This window comes from Staphylococcus sp. FSL W8-0056 (assembly GCF_037963075.1).
GTDB lineage: Bacteria > Bacillota > Bacilli > Staphylococcales > Staphylococcaceae > Staphylococcus > Staphylococcus aureus.
This window is the reverse complement of record NZ_CP150142.1, coordinates 1,213,336-1,230,621: the sequence shown is the minus strand read 5'-3', so window position 1 is coordinate 1,230,621 and position 17,286 is coordinate 1,213,336. Positions and strand designations below refer to the sequence as shown.

Genomic DNA, 17,286 nt, shown 5'->3' with positions numbered 1-17,286 from the left:
TACTTTACTAAAAGAAAATTGACAAGCTATAATTAGTGTATACACAATTGAAAAATGATTGAAATAATTTTGAAAAATATACATAAACATATGTCATGTGGGTATATTTTATGTAAAATCATTGTAATAGAATAGAAAGGAAGATGGCTATGTCTAATAATTTTAAAGATGACTTTGAAAAAAATCGTCAATCGATAGACACAAATTCACATCAAGACCATACGGAAGATGTTGAAAAAGACCAATCAGAATTAGAACATCAGGATACAATAGAGAATACGGAGCAACAGTTTCCGCCAAGAAATGCCCAAAGAAGAAAAAGACGCCGTGATTTAGCAACGAATCATAATAAGCAAGTTCACAATGAATCACAAACATCTGAAGACAATGTTCAAAATGAGGCTGGCACAATAGATGATCGTCAAGTCGAATCATCACACAGTACTGAAAGTCAAGAACCTAGCCATCAAGACAGTACACCTCAACATGAAGAGGAATATTATAATAAGAATGCTTTTGCAATGGATAAATCACATCCAGAACCAATCGAAGACAATGATAAACACGAGACTATTAAAGATGCAGAAAATAACACTGAGCATTCAACAGTTTCTGATAAGAGTAAAGCTGAACAATCTCAGCAACCTAAACCATATTTTGCAACAGGTGCTAACCAAGCAAATACATCAAAAGATAAACATGATGATGTAACTGTTAAGCAAGACAAAGATGAATCTAAAGATCATCATAGTGGTAAAAAAGGCGCAGCAATTGGTGCTGGAACAGCGGGTGTTGCAGGTGCAGCTGGTGCAATGGGTGTTTCTAAAGCTAAGAAACATTCAAATGACGCTCAAAACAAAAGTAATTCTGACAAGTCGAATAACTCGACTGAGGATAAAGCGTCTCAAGATAAGTCTAAAGATCATCATAATGGCAAAAAAGGTGCAGCGATCGGTGCTGGAACAGCAGGTTTGGCTGGAGGCGCAGCAAGTAAAAGTGCTTCTGCCGCTTCAAAACCACATGCCTCTAATAATGCAAGCCAAAACCATGATGAACATGACAATCATGACAGAGATAAAGAACGTAAAAAAGGTGGCATGGCCAAAGTATTGTTACCATTAATTGCAGCTGTACTAATTATCGGTGCATTAGCGATATTTGGAGGCATGGCATTAAACAATCATAATAATGGTACAAAAGAAAATAAAATCGCGAATACAAATAAAAATAATGCTGATGAAAGTAAAGACAAAGACACATCTAAAGACGCTTCTAAAGATAAATCAAAATCTACAGACAGTGATAAATCAAAAGAGGATCAAGACAAAGCGACTAAAGATGAATCTGATAATGATCAAAACAACGCTAATCAAGCGAACAATCAAGCACAAAATAATCAAAATCAACAACAAGCTAATCAAAATCAACAACAGCAACAACAACGTCAAGGTGGTGGCCAAAGACATACAGTGAATGGTCAAGAAAACTTATACCGTATCGCAATTCAATACTACGGTTCAGGTTCACCGGAAAATGTTGAAAAAATTAGACGTGCCAATGGTTTAAGTGGTAACAATATTAGAAACGGTCAACAAATCGTTATTCCATAATATAACTATATAAATTGTAACTGAACTGCTATATACAAACGTGCATATTATAAGTATCTCTAAATATTTTGGAGAACTTAAATTGCGCTTATAAGTATGTAGCGGTTTTTTCATTTTTCAAAGTTTGTTATTTAACAAGGTCTTGTTTCGAATATTGGCATATCAATTAAACTTTTTAAATAGTCATCAAAAAGATAAAACACCACAATCAACAAATTTAACGAGGGAGAATAAAAAATAAATCAACATATTAAATTGTAGTGTTATTCAACTCCGTAGCTAACAATTCTCTATGCACATTAAACAAATTGTCAAAAATATATCATAAATCTTCAAGCACAGACTTAGCGCATCAATCACTGAACTGTTATAATAGTTTGGGATTAAAGGAGGCCGAAACAATGCAAAAAGTTGAAAGTATCATAATTGGTGGAGGGCCATGCGGATTAAGTGCGGCTATTGAACAAAAAAGAAAAGGTATTGATACCTTAATTATTGAAAAGGGGAATGTCGTTGAATCAATCTATAATTATCCTACTCACCAAACATTTTTCTCATCAAGTGATAAATTAAGTATTGGGGACGTACCGTTTATCGTTGAAGAAAGTAAACCAAGACGTAATCAAGCGCTAGTTTATTACCGAGAAGTTGTAAAACATCATCAATTAAAAGTAAATGCATTTGAAGAAGTATTAACTGTTAAAAAAATGAATAATAAATTTACTATTACTACGACGAAAGATGTTTATGAATGTCGATTTTTAACAATCGCGACAGGCTATTATGGTCAGCATAATACATTAGAAGTTGAAGGAGCGGATTTACCTAAAGTGTTCCATTATTTTAAAGAGGCACATCCGTATTTTGATCAAGATGTTGTTATTATTGGTGGTAAGAATTCGGCTATCGATGCTGCTTTGGAGTTGGAAAAAGCTGGTGCTAACGTGACGGTTCTATATCGTGGTGGAGATTATTCGCCTTCAATTAAACCGTGGATACTTCCAAATTTCACAGCATTAGTAAATCATGAAAAAATTGACATGGAATTTAATGCTAATGTTACCCAAATAACTGAAGATACTGTGACTTATGAAGTAAATGGTGAAAGTAAAACAATACACAATGATTATGTATTTGCGATGATTGGTTATCATCCCGATTATGAATTTTTAAAATCTGTAGGCATTCAAATTAATACAAATGAATTTGGAACAGCGCCTATGTATAATAAAGAAACATACGAAACAAATATCGAAAATTGCTATATTGCAGGTGTAATTGCTGCAGGGAACGATGCGAATACCATTTTTATTGAAAATGGTAAATTCCACGGTGGCATTATTGCTCAAAACATGCTAGCTAAGAAACAAACGCCGTTAGAATCATAAAAATAAAGGTCTATGTACTAAATAACTTAGTTTTACAACGACTGACATTCATGATATGTCAAATGAGGTTGATGACTAATTATTGTACATAGACCTTTTTATGTTACGTATTCATTATAATTCAAAATATGATTTGATTTCAGCTTTATCTAAATTGTTGCTTAACGCAACTAATAATTTTAATCTTGCTTTTGGACCATTCAAACCGTTAGAAAAAATAAAACCTTGTTGTGCGAGTTGGTAACCACCACCATCGTATGCGTAAGTTGGACTCACAATACCATTAAAGGAACGTGAAACTAGCACAATAGGTATATTTAAAGATACTAATTGTTGAATGCCTTCTAATGCGCTTGGAGGTATGTTGCCTTGTCCTAACGCTTCAATAACCATACCATCGATACCTTCACGACTATAAAAACTAAAAATGTCACCTGGCATACCCATATATGCTTTTACTAATGGTACATTTAGTTTGTCATTGACATTTTCCAATGCTTGTTGGCGATATGGCATATGATGGAATTGCACACGATCCTTTGTCAATACACCTAGCGGACCATGATTTGGACTTTGAAATGTGTTTGTATTAGACGTATGTGTTTTGGTAACATTACGCGCCGTATGAATTTCATCATTAAATACAACCATCACGCCTTTATGACGGGCCTTTTCATCAGAGGCAACGCGAATAGCGGAAATATAATTATATAATCCGTCAGAACCAATTTCATTAGACGAGCGCATTGCGCCAGTAATAACAACAGGTTGCTCGATACCTAATATTAAATCAAGTAAAAAGGCAGTTTCTTCTAACGTATCGGTACCATGCGTGATAACGAAACCATCATAATATTTATTTGTTACTGCTTCTAAAATAATATCCTTTAATTGTTTAACATGTTGGATTGTCATATGAGGTGATGGTACATTAAAAGGATTTAATTCATCTATTTGTGCATATTGATTTATGACATCTTGATGCATTGAAATAGGGTTGATATCATTTGTTACTACTTTATTAGATTGGTCTTGTGACATACTAATGGTGCCACCAGTATGAATAACAAGTAGATGTTTCATATATTTCCTCCTATATTTAATTTACCTAATTATGATAAAATATTATTCATAAAACGACAAGGAAGGGAAATGACGCATGAAAGCCATTAATATTGCATTAGATGGTCCAGCTGCTGCCGGAAAAAGTACAATTGCGAAACGTGTAGCCAGCGAACTATCAATGATTTATGTCGATACAGGAGCAATGTATCGTGCATTAACATACAAATATTTAAAATTAAACAAAACTGAGGACTTTGCAAAACTAGTTGACCAAACAACATTAGATTTAACTTATAAAGCAGATAAAGGTCAATGTGTCATTTTAGATAACGAAGATGTAACAGACTTTTTAAGAAATAATGATGTGACGCAACATGTTTCATACGTTGCATCTAAAGAGCCAGTACGTTCATTCGCCGTTAAAAAACAAAAAGAGTTAGCTGCAGAAAAAGGTATCGTAATGGATGGTCGCGATATCGGAACTGTAGTGCTACCAGATGCAGATTTAAAAGTATATATGATTGCATCAGTTGAAGAGCGAGCAGAAAGAAGATATAAAGATAATCAATTAAGAGGTATCGAATCAAATTTTGAAGATTTAAAACGTGATATTGAAGCTCGTGATCAATATGACATGAACCGTGAAATATCACCATTAAGAAAAGCAGATGATGCAGTGACATTAGATACGACAGGCAAGTCGATTGAAGAAGTTACTGACGAAATTTTAGCGATGGTGAGTCAAATTAAATAATCTAATAAGTCATAACTATCTATTTGTAATGTGCAACGCTTAACGCATATACAAAATGAATGTGCTGATAATGATTTACTCAAATTAAAAGGTGATTTTTATTCAATGATGAATGAAAGTTGCCTTTTTATTTTTGGTAAAAGTTCATGCGTCAGTGAATTGTGTAAGTTTTTCAAAAAGTAAAAAGAAATAATAAAGGTGAATTATTAGAATTCCAAAAATAATTCATTACATTCATAAAGCATTTTACAAATGGTAAGAAAATGAGTGTTACAAATCTAAATATTGCAAAAGAAGTTGATTTAGTCACAAAAAATGTCCTATGTAATAATTCGAGAAAGATGCACTATATACGGTCTTCTTACTATTCAAATGTAAAAGTTGCTTATTTGCGTGGCTTTTTGTTTTATAAAAGTATAAAATTTTACTATAATATATCTTGTAGAGAACAATGAAATGACAGACTTATAAAACAAAATAGTAAGCTATGCTAATTTTTATACAAAAAATATGTATAAACATAGCGGACTTTATTACTTGTTTGAATATATGGTTGTAATAAATATATGTCCAACTAATTTACAGAATGAGATTAAGTGACATATTTATGGATACAACTAATTTACTAAATGTAATAAAGGTAGAATTTCTTGACAATTCTGTCAGTTTATAAGATGTTATAAATATGTAGTGTATAAGGAGGCAAACAAGATGACTGAAGAATTCAATGAATCAATGATTAACGATATTAAAGAAGGTGACAAAGTCACTGGCGAGGTACAACAAGTTGAAGACAAGCAAGTTGTTGTTCATATCAACGGTGGTAAATTTAATGGGATTATTCCTATTAGTCAACTATCTACGCATCATATTGATAGCCCAAGTGAAGTTGTAAAAGAGGGCGACGAAGTTGAAGCATATGTCACTAAAGTTGAGTTTGATGAAGAAAATGAAACTGGAGCTTACATCTTATCTAGAAGACAACTTGAAACTGAGAAGTCTTATAGTTATTTACAAGAAAAATTAGATAATAATGAAATCATCGAAGCGAAAGTAACAGAAGTAGTTAAAGGTGGTTTGGTTGTTGATGTAGGACAAAGAGGTTTTGTTCCGGCTTCACTAATTTCAACAGACTTCATTGAGGATTTCTCTGTGTTTGATGGACAAACAATTCGTATTAAAGTTGAAGAATTGGATCCTGAAAATAATAGAGTCATTTTAAGCCGTAAAGCAGTTGAACAAGAAGAAAACGATGCTAAAAAAGATCAATTATTACAATCTTTAAATGAAGGCGATGTTATTCATGGTAAAGTAGCGCGTTTAACTCAATTTGGTGCATTTATAGACATTGGTGGTGTTGATGGTTTAGTGCATGTATCTGAACTTTCTCACGAACATGTTCAAACACCAGAAGAAGTAGTTTCAATTGGTCAAGATGTTAAAGTTAAAATTAAATCTATTGATAGAGATACAGAACGTATTTCATTATCAATCAAAGATACGTTACCAACACCTTTCGAAAATATTAAAGGTCAATTCCACGAAAATGATGTCATTGAAGGTGTCGTAGTAAGATTGGCAAACTTTGGTGCATTTGTTGAAATTGCACCAGGTGTACAAGGACTTGTACATATTTCTGAAATTGCACACAAACACATTGGTACGCCAGGTGAAGTGTTAGAACCTGGTCAACAAGTAAATGTTAAAATATTAGGTATTGATGAAGAGAATGAAAGAGTATCACTATCTATTAAAGCAACATTACCAAACGAAGATGTTGTTGAAAGTGATCCTTCTACGACTAAGGCGTACTTAGAAAACGAAGAAGAAGATAATCCAACAATTGGCGATATGATTGGTGATAAACTTAAAAATCTTAAACTATAATTTAATATTTAATAGTCAACTCCACATGTTTATGATTGCATGTGGAGTATTTTTATGTAACAAAATATACTCGGAATGATAACGTGGACAAATTTAACTAAGTGTTTAAAAAGATAAAGTTTTAAGTGCTGATTTTTATCATTACAGTAATAAACTCATTTTGAATACACAGTCTCATGTGATATTATTAAAAAGATATAAGAAAGAGAGGAAGTTAGCTTATGACTAAACCTATAGTAGCTATTGTAGGTAGGCCTAATGTAGGTAAATCTACAATTTTTAATAGAATAGTTGGAGAACGTGTTTCGATTGTGGAAGACACGCCAGGTGTAACACGAGATCGTATTTATTCTTCAGGTGAATGGTTAACACATGATTTCAATATTATTGATACAGGTGGTATTGAAATTGGTGATGCACCATTCCAAACACAAATTAGAGCGCAGGCAGAAATCGCCATAGATGAAGCGGATGTTATTATTTTTATGGTTAACGTGCGTGAAGGATTGACACAAAGCGATGAAATGGTCGCTCAAATTTTATACAAATCTAAAAAACCGGTCGTATTAGCGGTTAACAAAGTAGATAATATGGAAATGCGTACAGACGTGTATGATTTCTATTCATTAGGATTTGGTGAACCGTATCCGATATCAGGGTCACATGGTTTAGGTCTTGGTGACTTGTTAGATGCAGTTGTTTCTCATTTTGGTGAAGAGGAAGAAGATCCTTATGATGAAGATACAATTCGACTATCCATTATTGGACGACCAAACGTAGGTAAATCAAGTTTAGTAAATGCTATTTTAGGTGAAGATCGCGTTATCGTTTCTAATGTTGCAGGGACAACGAGAGACGCTATTGATACAGAGTATAGTTATGATGGACAAGATTATGTTTTAATCGATACTGCTGGTATGCGTAAAAAAGGAAAAGTATATGAATCAACTGAGAAATATTCAGTACTAAGAGCTTTAAAAGCGATTGAACGTTCAAATGTTGTTTTAGTGGTCATTGATGCAGAACAAGGCATCATTGAACAAGATAAACGTGTTGCAGGATATGCACATGAACAAGGTAAAGCAGTCGTGATTGTCGTAAATAAATGGGATACTGTGGAAAAAGATAGTAAAACGATGAAGAAATTTGAAGATGAAGTACGTAAAGAATTCCAATTTTTAGATTATGCACAAATTGCTTTTGTGTCTGCTAAAGAACGCACAAGATTACGTACATTATTCCCTTACATTAATGAAGCAAGTGAAAACCATAAAAAACGTGTTCAAAGTTCAACTTTAAATGAAGTTGTTACTGATGCAATTTCCATGAACCCTACACCAACAGACAAAGGTAGACGTTTGAATGTCTTTTATGCAACACAAGTTGCTATAGAACCACCGACATTTGTTGTATTTGTTAATGATGTAGAATTAATGCATTTTTCTTATAAACGCTATTTAGAGAATCAAATCCGTGCCGCTTTTGGTTTTGAAGGTACACCAATTCATATTATAGCTCGAAAGAGAAATTAACGATTGGGGGATAACAATGACTAAAATTACCGTTTTTGGTATGGGAAGTTTTGGGACAGCCCTTGCCAATGTTCTTGCAGAAAATGGACATGATGTTTTGATGTGGGGTAAAAATCAAGATGCTGTTGATGAATTAAATACATGTCATACAAATAAAAAGTATTTAAAATACGCGAAATTAGATGTTAACATCATCGCTACTTCAGATATGACCAAAGCAATTCAATTTGCAGATATTTACTTAATGGCTTTACCTACTAAAGCAATGCGAGAAGTTGCTACTCAAATTAATGATAAGCTGACCTCTAAAAAGACTTTTATACATGTTGCTAAAGGTATTGAAAATGGGACGTTTAAACGTGTGTCAGAAATGATTGAAGATTCTATTTCACCCGAATATAATGCAGGTATTGGCGTGTTGTCAGGGCCAAGTCATGCGGAAGAAGTTGTAGTCAAGCAACCAACTACAGTTGCTGCATCATCAAAAGATAAAAGTGTAAGTAAATTAACGCAAGATTTATTTATGAATGATTATTTGCGTGTGTACACGAATGATGACTTGATTGGTGTTGAACTTGGTGGTGCATTGAAAAATATCATCGCAGTAGCAAGTGGTATCGTAGCTGGAATTGGCTACGGTGATAATGCAAAAGCTGCGTTAATGACTCGTGGTTTAGCGGAAATTAGTAGATTAGGTGAAAAGTTAGGTGCCGATCCTATGACATTTCTAGGTTTAGGTGGTATCGGTGACTTAATCGTTACTTGCATATCAACACATTCTCGAAATTTCACATTAGGATATAAACTTGGACAAGGTGAATCAATGGATCAAGCATTATCTGAAATGAATATGGTTGTTGAAGGTATTTATACAACTAAATCAGTTTATCATTTAGCTAAAGAAAAAAATGTGGATATGCCAATTACAAATGCATTATATAGAGTATTATTTGAAAATATCTCAGTAAAAGAATGCGTAAAAGATTTAATGGAGCGCGATAAAAAATCTGAATAAAATGTGTATTATTACACATATACGGCTAATAATTACGTAAAATGAATAGAAATGGCTTAAATTCAACGTTTTTGCCACATAAATGATTGCGATTTATGTAATGCTTGTGTTAAAGTTTTACCATAATGATATAAACATATCATTATCAAACCTCAGGAGGTGAATGTCTAATGAACAAAACAGATTTAATCAATGCAGTTGCAGAGCAAGCTGATTTAACTAAAAAAGAAGCTGGTTCAGCAGTAGATGCTGTATTCGAATCAATCCAAAACTCACTTGCTAAAGGTGAAAAAGTACAATTAATTGGTTTCGGTAACTTTGAGGTACGTGAACGTGCTGCACGTAAAGGTCGTAACCCTCAAACTGGTAAAGAAATTGATATCCCAGCAAGTAAAGTTCCAGCATTCAAAGCTGGTAAAGCATTAAAAGATGCTGTAAAATAATTTTACTTAAAAAGCCCTGAATAAGGGCTTTTTATTTTGCTTTTAATACTTACAACCTGTACATAATTTGTAATGTTCTTCTAAGTTTTTAATCTTTGGAACATTCATTGTTTAAGCGTTCAAAATATTACATGACATAATAGTTTTGATAAAAATAGCAACTACAAAATATACATATGAATAATGAGATTAATTGTTAGCGTTGAATTTACTTAAAAGGTAACCATGTCTACTATAGTATTTTACGTTATTTAAAAAGATGAATAATGTAAATGAAGTAAAGGTTATTATGAGAATTACAAAAGCTACATAAATTACTGTTAGTTTAAATTGAAATTTAAAAATGATAAGTAATCTTAATGCTTCAAAAGATTTTAATTTCTTACATATAATGTTAATATGAATAGTGATAATATCGTGAGGTGTAGACATGGAAACAACTGTTAGCAAATTGGAAAGACAAATAGAAGAAAGATTAAAGGGTGTATCAGAATATGAATCCATTAATATTAATCATCGGTTAGGTAAGTTACTTGATTCATATGATATTCCAGATGTTGCCAAAGTAGCATGCCTCACAATTGACACATCAATGAGACACCTTGATGACATTACATATAATCATTTGTCTAAACATTCCATTTTGATTGGAGATTTAATTAGTGCACATTTTTATACGCTACTAGCAGAAATCAATGATTTATCATTTCAAAATGAAATTAGTAAAGCAATTGTTGAAATTAATGAATTGAAATCTTCATTACATCATCAAGCTTTAAATGATTATGAAATTTCTCAAGCAATAGTAAAAATTGAAACACTTTTCCCATATATTACGTTATCTCATTTCGGTATCAATATTGATGAGTCGGAAATATATAATTATTTATTTGAAGATATGTCTGATTACTATCCATCATACTTCAAGAAATATAATCAAAGTGAAGTAAAGCATTACTTACACGATATCCAAAAAAGTTATTTAAAAAGTAGAGGTAATTAAGCATGGCTGACAATAAAGCAAATAAAGAGCAAGTACATCGCGTTTTTCAAAATATTTCAAAAAAATATGATAGATTAAATAATATTATTAGTTTTGAGCAGCATAAAGTATGGAGAAAACGCGTCATGAAAGACATGGGTGTTAGAAAAGGGACGAAAGCATTAGATGTTTGTTGTGGTACTGGTGATTGGACAATCGCATTAAGCAAAGCTGTAGGACCAACAGGTGAAGTTACTGGTATTGACTTTAGTGAGAATATGTTAGAAGTAGGAAAAGAAAAAACTGCTTCAATGGAAAATGTTAAACTTGTTCATGGTGATGCAATGGAATTGCCGTTTGAAGACAATTCTTTTGATTATGTAACAATTGGGTTTGGATTAAGAAATGTGCCAGACTATTTAGTCGCGTTAAAAGAAATGAATAGAGTACTTAAACCAGGTGGTATGGTGGTATGTCTTGAAACGAGCCAACCAACTTTGCCAGTCTTTAAACAAATGTATGCACTATACTTTAAATTTGTTATGCCTATTTTTGGAAAATTATTTGCAAAATCAAAAGAAGAATATGAATGGTTACAGCAATCTACGTTTAATTTTCCTGGAAAAGAAGAGTTGAAGCGCATGTTTGAAGAAGCAGGTTTCATAAATGTAAGAGTACGTAGTTTTACAGGGGGCGTTGCTGCAATGCACCTTGGCTATAAAGAAAAAGATAATACCAAAGGTGATTAACGTGGCAAAGTTAAACATGAACAATGAAATTAAGAAAGTGGAACAACGACTTGAAAAGGCAATAAAAAGTAAAGATTCTGTATTAGAACAGGCATCATTACACTTATTGTCTTCTGGTGGTAAAAGAGTACGCCCAGCATTTGTTATTCTGAGTAGCCAATTTGGCAAAGATGAACAAACGTCTGAACAAACGTATCAAGTTGCAGTCGCATTAGAGTTAATTCATATGGCAACACTTGTTCATGATGACGTTATTGATAAAAGCGACAAGCGTCGAGGCAAGTTAACCATATCAAAGAAATGGGATCAGACAACTGCTATTTTAACTGGGAATTTTTTATTGGCATTAGGACTTGAACACTTAATGGCCGTTAAAGATAATCGTGTACATCAATTGATATCTGAATCTATCGTTGATGTTTGTAGAGGGGAACTTTTCCAATTTCAAGACCAATTTAACAGTCAACAGACAATTATTAATTATTTACGACGTATCAATCGCAAAACAGCACTGTTAATTCAAATATCAACTGAAGTTGGTGCAATTACTTCTCAATCTGATAAAGAGACTGTACGAAAATTGAAAATGATTGGTCATTATATAGGTATGAGCTTCCAAATCATTGATGATGTATTAGACTTCACAAGTACCGAAAAGAAATTAGGTAAGCCGGTCGGAAGTGATTTGCTTAATGGTCATATTACGTTACCGATTTTATTAGAAATGCGTAAAAATCCAGACTTCAAATTGAAAATCGAACAGTTACGTCGTGATAGTGAACGCAAAGAATTTGAAGAATGTATCCAAATCATTAGAAAATCTGACAGCATCGATGAGGCTAAGGCAGTAAGTTCGAAGTATTTAAGTAAAGCTTTGAATTTGATTTCTGAGTTACCAGATGGACATCCGAAATCACTACTTTTAAGTTTGACGAAAAAAATGGGGTCAAGAAACACATAGTATTTATGAAAAGTATTGAAAGCGCTTTACCAACCTGTTAATATATAATAGTAATATACATAAACCTATTAAACACAGGGGGATACATAAAGTGGAACGTACATTTTTAATGATTAAACCAGACGCAGTACAAAGAAATCTAATTGGTGAAGTAATTTCAAGAATTGAAAGAAAAGGACTAAAACTTGTCGGTGGTAAATTAATGCAAGTACCAATGGAACTTGCTGAAACACATTATGGTGAACACCAAGGCAAACCGTTTTATAATGATTTAATTTCATTTATTACATCAGCACCAGTGTTCGCAATGGTAGTTGAAGGTGAAGATGCAGTTAATGTATCTAGACATATTATTGGCAGCACCAATCCTTCAGAAGCTTCACCAGGATCAATTAGAGGTGATTTAGGTTTAACTGTTGGTAGAAATATCATTCACGGTTCAGATTCATTAGAGTCTGCTGAACGTGAAATTAATCTATGGTTTAATGAAAATGAAATTACTAGCTATGCTTCACCACGTGATGCATGGTTATATGAATAAAATATAAACTGTAAACCTTTACGATTTATTTATAAAGGTAGAAAGGGTTTTGTTATGTGGTTAGTCATTATGATTATACATAACAAGGCCCGTTTTTTATGTTGTAGTAAATTACTTGAAAAATTTTATAGTTTTTTGGTAACACGTATTAAAAAGAGAGGAATATTCTTTATCAAATGAAACTAAACAGAGAGAAGGGGTTGTTAAAATGAAGAATATTATTTCGATTATTTTGGGGATTTTAATGTTCTTAAAATTAATGGAATTACTATATGGTGCTATATTTTTAGATAAACCACTTAATCCTATAACAAAAATTATTTTTATACTGACTCTCATTTATATTTTTTATGTATTAGTAAAAGAATTGATTATATTTTTGAAGTCAAAGTATAACAAAAGCGCTTAACATATGTATATTTTAATATCATAATTTTTTTAAACGGACTGATTAACTTTATTAATAATTAACAGTTCGTTCTTTTGTATTAAGAAATGTAGTCAGTATATTATTTGCTAAAGTTGCGATACGATTATATTAAAACGGCTAATCATTTTTAATTAATGATTATATGATGCAACTGTTTAGAAATTCATGATACTTTTCTACAGACGAATATATTATAATTAATTTTAGTTCGTTTAATATTAAGATAATTCTGACATTTAAAATGAGATGTCATCCATTTTCTTAATTAAGCTTGAAAACAAACATTTATGAATCCACAATGAATGTGATAAGATTAACAACATATTATAATGTTATTGCGGAAGTATGAAAGGAGCGAGTGTGTATGAGATATCTAACTTCAGGAGAATCACATGGACCTCAATTAACAGTTATTGTCGAAGGTATACCAGCAAATTTAGAAATTAAAGTTGAAGATATTAATAAAGAAATGTTCAAGCGTCAAGGGGGTTATGGTCGTGGCCGACGCATGCAAATTGAGAAAGATACAGTAGAAATAGTATCAGGCGTTAGAAATGGTTATACATTAGGTAGTCCAATTACTATGGTTGTAACCAATGATGACTTTACGCATTGGAGAAAAATTATGGGAGCAGCTCCAATAAGTGAAGAAGAACGTGAAAATATGAAACGTACTATTACAAAACCAAGACCTGGTCATGCAGATTTGGTTGGAGGTATGAAATATAATCATCGTGATTTACGAAATGTGCTAGAGCGATCATCTGCTAGAGAAACAGCAGCTCGAGTTGCAGTCGGTGCCTTATGTAAAGTGTTATTACAACAGTTAGATATCGATATATACAGTCGTGTTGTTGAAATAGGTGGCATTAAAGATAAAGATTTTTATGATTCAGAAACATTTAAAGCAAATCTTGATCGTAATGATGTTCGTGTAATTGATGACAGTATCGCACAAGCAATGCGAGATAAAATTGACGAAGCTAAAAATGAAGGAGATTCAATTGGCGGTGTCGTTCAAGTTGTAGTTGAAAATATGCCTGTTGGTGTTGGTAGTTATGTGCATTATGATCGTAAGTTAGATGGTAAGATTGCACAAGGTGTTGTCAGCATAAATGCTTTTAAAGGTGTAAGCTTTGGAGAAGGATTTAAAGCAGCTGAAAAGCCAGGTAGTGAGATTCAAGATGAAATTCTATATAATAGTGAAATTGGTTATTATCGTGGATCTAATCATTTAGGTGGTTTAGAGGGTGGTATGTCAAATGGTATGCCAATTATTGTAAATGGTGTAATGAAACCTATTCCTACGTTATATAAACCATTAAATTCAGTTGATATAAATACTAAAGAAGACTTTAAGGCAACAATTGAACGTTCTGATAGTTGTGCTGTACCTGCAGCAAGTATAGTGTGTGAACACGTTGTTGCATTTGAAATAGCGAAAGCATTACTTGAAGAGTTTCAATCAAACCATATTGAACAACTTCAACAACAAATTGCTGACCGCAGACAATTAAATGTTGAGTTTTAACAACGAGAACAATTGAGGTGTGATCATGAAATTACAAACAACCTATCCTTCAAACAATTATCCAATATTTGTTGAACATGGTGCAATTGACCATATTAGCACGTATATTGATCAGTTTGATCAAAGTTTTATATTAATTGACGAGCATGTAAATCAATATTTTGCTGATAAATTTGATGATATTTTATCATATGAAAATGTGCATAAAGTCATTATTCCAGCTGGTGAAAAGACGAAAACATTTGAGCAATATCAAGAAACATTAGAATACATTTTGTCACATCATGTAACGCGTAATACAGCGATTATAGCTGTTGGTGGTGGTGCGACAGGAGATTTTGCAGGATTTGTAGCAGCAACACTATTAAGAGGTGTCCATTTTATACAAGTTCCTACAACGATTTTGGCGCATGATTCTAGTGTTGGCGGTAAAGTGGGTATTAACTCAAAACAAGGTAAAAACCTTATCGGTGCATTTTATCGTCCAACTGCTGTGATTTATGATTTAGACTTTTTAAAGACGTTACCATTTGAGCAAATATTAAGTGGCTATGCAGAAGTTTATAAGCATGCGTTATTGAATGGTGAATCAACGACGCAAGAAATCGAACAGCACTTTAAAGATAGAGAGATATTACAGTCATTAAATGGTATGGATAAATATATTGCTAAAGGTATTGAAACGAAGCTGGATATTGTTGTTGCAGATGAAAAAGAACAAGGTGTACGTAAATTTTTAAATTTAGGTCATACATTTGGTCATGCCGTGGAGTATAACCACAAAATTGCACACGGTCATGCCGTAATGATAGGCATAATATATCAATTTATTGTTGCGAATATATTGTTCAATTCTAATCACGATATCCAACATTATATTAATTATTTAACGAAATTAGGTTATCCTTTAGAAACAATAACCGACATAGATTTCGAAACGATATATCAATACATGCTAAGTGATAAAAAGAACGACAAACAAGGAGTTCAAATGGTATTGATTAAACATTTTGGCGATATTGTAGTGCAACACATTGATCAAACAACACTGCAACATGCGTGTGAACAACTAAAAACATATTTTAAGTAGGTGAAGTAAATGGTAAGTGAACAAATTATCGATATTTCAGGGCCACTTAAAGGTGAAATAGAAGTGCCTGGAGATAAGTCGATGACACATCGAGCAATCATGTTAGCATCTTTAGCTGAAGGAACTTCCAATATTTATAAACCATTACTTGGTGAAGATTGTCGTCGTACAATGGATATATTCCGATTATTAGGCGTAGATATTAAAGAAGATGAAGATAAATTGGTTGTGAATTCACCTGGATATAAAGCTTTTAAAACACCTCATCAAGTTTTATATACTGGAAACTCTGGCACAACGACTCGATTGTTAGCTGGTTTGTTAAGTGGTTTAGGTATTGAAAGTGTTTTGTCTGGCGATGTTTCAATTGGTAAAAGGCCAATGGATCGTGTCTTGAGACCATTGAAACTTATGGATGCGAATATTGAAGGTATTGAAGATAATTATACACCATTAATTATTAAGCCATCTGTCATAAAAGGTATAAATTATCAAATGGAAGTTGCAAGTGCACAAGTAAAAAGTGCCATTTTATTTGCAAGTTTGTTTTCAAATGATACAACGGTAATAAAGGAATTAGATGTAAGTCGAAATCATACTGAGACGATGTTCAGACATTTTAATATTCCAATTGAAGCAGAAAGGTTATCAATAACTACAACCCCTGATGCCATTCAACATATTAAACCTGCAGATTTTCATGTTCCTGGCGATATTTCATCTGCAGCGTTCTTTATTGTTGCAGCACTTATCACACCAGAAAGTGATGTAACAATTCATAATGTTGGAATCAATCCAACACGTTCAGGTATTATTGATATTGTTGAAAAAATGGGCGGTAATATCCAACTTTTCAATCAAACAACTGGTGCTGAACCTACTGCTTCTATTCGTATTCAATACACACCAATGCTTCAACCAATAACAATCGAAGGAGAATTAGTTCCAAAAGCAATTGATGAACTGCCTGTAATAGCATTACTTTGTACACAAGCAGTTGGCACGAGTACAATTAAAGATGCCGAGGAATTAAAAGTAAAAGAAACAAATAGAATTGATACAACGGCTGATATGTTAAACTTGTTAGGGTTTGAATTACAACCAACTAATGATGGATTGATTATTCATCCGTCAGAATTTAAAACAAATGCAACAGTTGATAGTTTAACTGATCATCGAATAGGAATGATGCTTGCAGTTGCTTCTCTACTTTCAAGCGAGCCTGTCAAAATCAAACAATTTGATGCTGTAAATGTATCATTTCCAGGATTTTTACCAAAACTAAAGCTTTTAGAAAATGAGGGATAA

At 32.7% G+C, this 17,286-nt stretch carries 18 protein-coding genes and 1 pseudogene; 18 read left to right on the top strand and 1 reads right to left on the bottom strand.

Annotation, left to right across the window (positions count from 1 at the left end; all coding sequences use genetic code 11):
- Positions 1-149: 149 nt before the first annotated feature.
- The 3 genes from ebpS to ypdA all read left to right on the top strand — a co-directional run bounded on the left by ebpS (position 150) and on the right by ypdA (position 2,998).
- Positions 150-1,610, top strand: coding sequence for an elastin-binding protein EbpS (ebpS, locus tag NSS86_RS06050; RefSeq protein WP_000069291.1), 1,461 nt, complete (start codon positions 150-152; stop codon positions 1,608-1,610).
- A 124-nt stretch (positions 1,611-1,734) separates the two neighbouring features.
- Positions 1,735-1,851 carry a hypothetical protein gene (locus NSS86_RS06045; protein WP_031764458.1) on the top strand — a complete coding sequence of 39 codons (117 nt, stop codon included), beginning with the start codon at positions 1,735-1,737 and terminating at the stop codon, positions 1,849-1,851.
- Positions 1,852-2,011: 160 nt separating this feature from the next.
- Positions 2,012-2,998, top strand: coding sequence for a bacillithiol disulfide reductase YpdA (gene ypdA / locus NSS86_RS06040; RefSeq protein ID WP_001174258.1), 987 nt, complete (start codon positions 2,012-2,014; stop codon positions 2,996-2,998).
- Positions 2,999-3,112: 114 nt separating this feature from the next.
- On the opposite strand, the gene NSS86_RS06035 is transcribed toward ypdA, so the two are convergent.
- Positions 3,113-4,081, bottom strand: a complete 969-nt coding sequence (locus tag NSS86_RS06035; RefSeq protein WP_000681756.1) for an asparaginase — start codon at positions 4,079-4,081, stop codon at positions 3,113-3,115.
- Between the two features lie 76 nt (positions 4,082-4,157).
- Here NSS86_RS06035 and cmk point away from each other — a divergent pair, with 76 nt between their 5' ends.
- The 15 genes and pseudogenes from cmk (at position 4,158) to aroA (ending at position 17,286) form a co-directional block, all read left to right on the top strand.
- Positions 4,158-4,817, top strand: coding sequence for a (d)CMP kinase (gene cmk / locus NSS86_RS06030; RefSeq protein WP_000644391.1), 660 nt, complete (start codon positions 4,158-4,160; stop codon positions 4,815-4,817).
- A 30-nt stretch (positions 4,818-4,847) separates the two neighbouring features.
- A pseudogene (locus NSS86_RS06025) lies at positions 4,848-4,961 on the top strand (hypothetical protein); the annotation flags it as partial.
- A gap of 119 nt (positions 4,962-5,080) precedes the next feature.
- The gene (locus tag NSS86_RS06020; protein ID WP_001800578.1) at positions 5,081-5,272 is read left to right on the top strand and encodes a hypothetical protein; all 192 of its coding nucleotides are present in this window, start codon (positions 5,081-5,083) and stop codon (positions 5,270-5,272) included.
- Positions 5,273-5,528: 256 nt separating this feature from the next.
- Complete coding sequence (gene rpsA / locus NSS86_RS06015; protein ID WP_000133961.1) at positions 5,529-6,704, top strand: 30S ribosomal protein S1; 1,176 nt, start codon at positions 5,529-5,531, stop codon at positions 6,702-6,704.
- 221 nt (positions 6,705-6,925) lie between these two features.
- Complete coding sequence (der, locus tag NSS86_RS06010; protein ID WP_000165530.1) at positions 6,926-8,236, top strand: ribosome biogenesis GTPase Der; 1,311 nt, start codon at positions 6,926-6,928, stop codon at positions 8,234-8,236.
- Positions 8,237-8,252: 16 nt separating this feature from the next.
- Positions 8,253-9,251 (top strand): NAD(P)H-dependent glycerol-3-phosphate dehydrogenase, encoded by a 999-nt coding sequence (locus NSS86_RS06005; RefSeq protein WP_000161745.1) that lies wholly within the window; start codon positions 8,253-8,255, stop codon positions 9,249-9,251.
- Positions 9,252-9,421: 170 nt separating this feature from the next.
- Entirely contained in the window at positions 9,422-9,694 is a 273-nt protein-coding gene (locus NSS86_RS06000) for an HU family DNA-binding protein (RefSeq protein ID WP_001043863.1), read from the top strand.
- Positions 9,695-10,124: 430 nt separating this feature from the next.
- The gene (locus tag NSS86_RS05995) at positions 10,125-10,697 is read left to right on the top strand and encodes a heptaprenyl diphosphate synthase component 1 (RefSeq protein ID WP_000450555.1); all 573 of its coding nucleotides are present in this window, start codon (positions 10,125-10,127) and stop codon (positions 10,695-10,697) included.
- Between the two features lie 2 nt (positions 10,698-10,699).
- Entirely contained in the window at positions 10,700-11,425 is a 726-nt protein-coding gene (locus NSS86_RS05990) for a demethylmenaquinone methyltransferase (protein ID WP_000774684.1), read from the top strand.
- Between the two features lies 1 nt (position 11,426).
- Positions 11,427-12,386: a polyprenyl synthetase family protein gene (locus NSS86_RS05985; RefSeq protein ID WP_001096471.1), complete on the top strand. Its 960-nt coding sequence runs from the start codon at positions 11,427-11,429 to the stop codon at positions 12,384-12,386.
- A 91-nt stretch (positions 12,387-12,477) separates the two neighbouring features.
- Positions 12,478-12,927 (top strand): nucleoside-diphosphate kinase, encoded by a 450-nt coding sequence (ndk, locus tag NSS86_RS05980; protein WP_000442480.1) that lies wholly within the window; start codon positions 12,478-12,480, stop codon positions 12,925-12,927.
- Between the two features lie 208 nt (positions 12,928-13,135).
- On the top strand, positions 13,136-13,336 hold the full coding sequence (locus NSS86_RS05975) for a hypothetical protein (protein ID WP_000789522.1): 201 nt from the start codon (positions 13,136-13,138) through the stop codon (positions 13,334-13,336).
- A gap of 385 nt (positions 13,337-13,721) precedes the next feature.
- Positions 13,722-14,888: a chorismate synthase gene (gene aroC / locus NSS86_RS05970; protein WP_001269921.1), complete on the top strand. Its 1,167-nt coding sequence runs from the start codon at positions 13,722-13,724 to the stop codon at positions 14,886-14,888.
- A 25-nt stretch (positions 14,889-14,913) separates the two neighbouring features.
- Complete coding sequence (gene aroB / locus NSS86_RS05965; protein WP_000776312.1) at positions 14,914-15,978, top strand: 3-dehydroquinate synthase; 1,065 nt, start codon at positions 14,914-14,916, stop codon at positions 15,976-15,978.
- A 9-nt stretch (positions 15,979-15,987) separates the two neighbouring features.
- Positions 15,988-17,286: a 3-phosphoshikimate 1-carboxyvinyltransferase gene (gene aroA, locus NSS86_RS05960; RefSeq protein WP_000253231.1), complete on the top strand. Its 1,299-nt coding sequence runs from the start codon at positions 15,988-15,990 to the stop codon at positions 17,284-17,286.

Bases quoted from the DNA above. Each gene is read 5' to 3' on its own strand.
- NSS86_RS05990 (WP_000774684.1), top strand. From the start codon at position 10,700: ATGGCTGACAATAAAGCAAATAAAGAGCAAGTACATCGCGTTTTTCAA.
- NSS86_RS05995 (WP_000450555.1), top strand. From the start codon at position 10,125: ATGGAAACAACTGTTAGCAAATTGGAAAGACAAATAGAAGAAAGATTA.
- aroC (WP_001269921.1), top strand. From the start codon at position 13,722: ATGAGATATCTAACTTCAGGAGAATCACATGGACCTCAATTAACAGTT.
- der (WP_000165530.1), top strand. From the start codon at position 6,926: ATGACTAAACCTATAGTAGCTATTGTAGGTAGGCCTAATGTAGGTAAA.
- aroB (WP_000776312.1), top strand. From the start codon at position 14,914: ATGAAATTACAAACAACCTATCCTTCAAACAATTATCCAATATTTGTT.
- NSS86_RS06020 (WP_001800578.1), top strand. From the start codon at position 5,081: ATGAGTGTTACAAATCTAAATATTGCAAAAGAAGTTGATTTAGTCACA.
- aroA (WP_000253231.1), top strand. From the start codon at position 15,988: ATGGTAAGTGAACAAATTATCGATATTTCAGGGCCACTTAAAGGTGAA.
- NSS86_RS06035 (WP_000681756.1), bottom strand. From the start codon at position 4,081: ATGAAACATCTACTTGTTATTCATACTGGTGGCACCATTAGTATGTCA.
- ebpS (WP_000069291.1), top strand. From the start codon at position 150: ATGTCTAATAATTTTAAAGATGACTTTGAAAAAAATCGTCAATCGATA.
- rpsA (WP_000133961.1), top strand. From the start codon at position 5,529: ATGACTGAAGAATTCAATGAATCAATGATTAACGATATTAAAGAAGGT.
- NSS86_RS05975 (WP_000789522.1), top strand. From the start codon at position 13,136: ATGAAGAATATTATTTCGATTATTTTGGGGATTTTAATGTTCTTAAAA.
- ypdA (WP_001174258.1), top strand. From the start codon at position 2,012: ATGCAAAAAGTTGAAAGTATCATAATTGGTGGAGGGCCATGCGGATTA.
- NSS86_RS06000 (WP_001043863.1), top strand. From the start codon at position 9,422: ATGAACAAAACAGATTTAATCAATGCAGTTGCAGAGCAAGCTGATTTA.
- cmk (WP_000644391.1), top strand. From the start codon at position 4,158: ATGAAAGCCATTAATATTGCATTAGATGGTCCAGCTGCTGCCGGAAAA.
- NSS86_RS06005 (WP_000161745.1), top strand. From the start codon at position 8,253: ATGACTAAAATTACCGTTTTTGGTATGGGAAGTTTTGGGACAGCCCTT.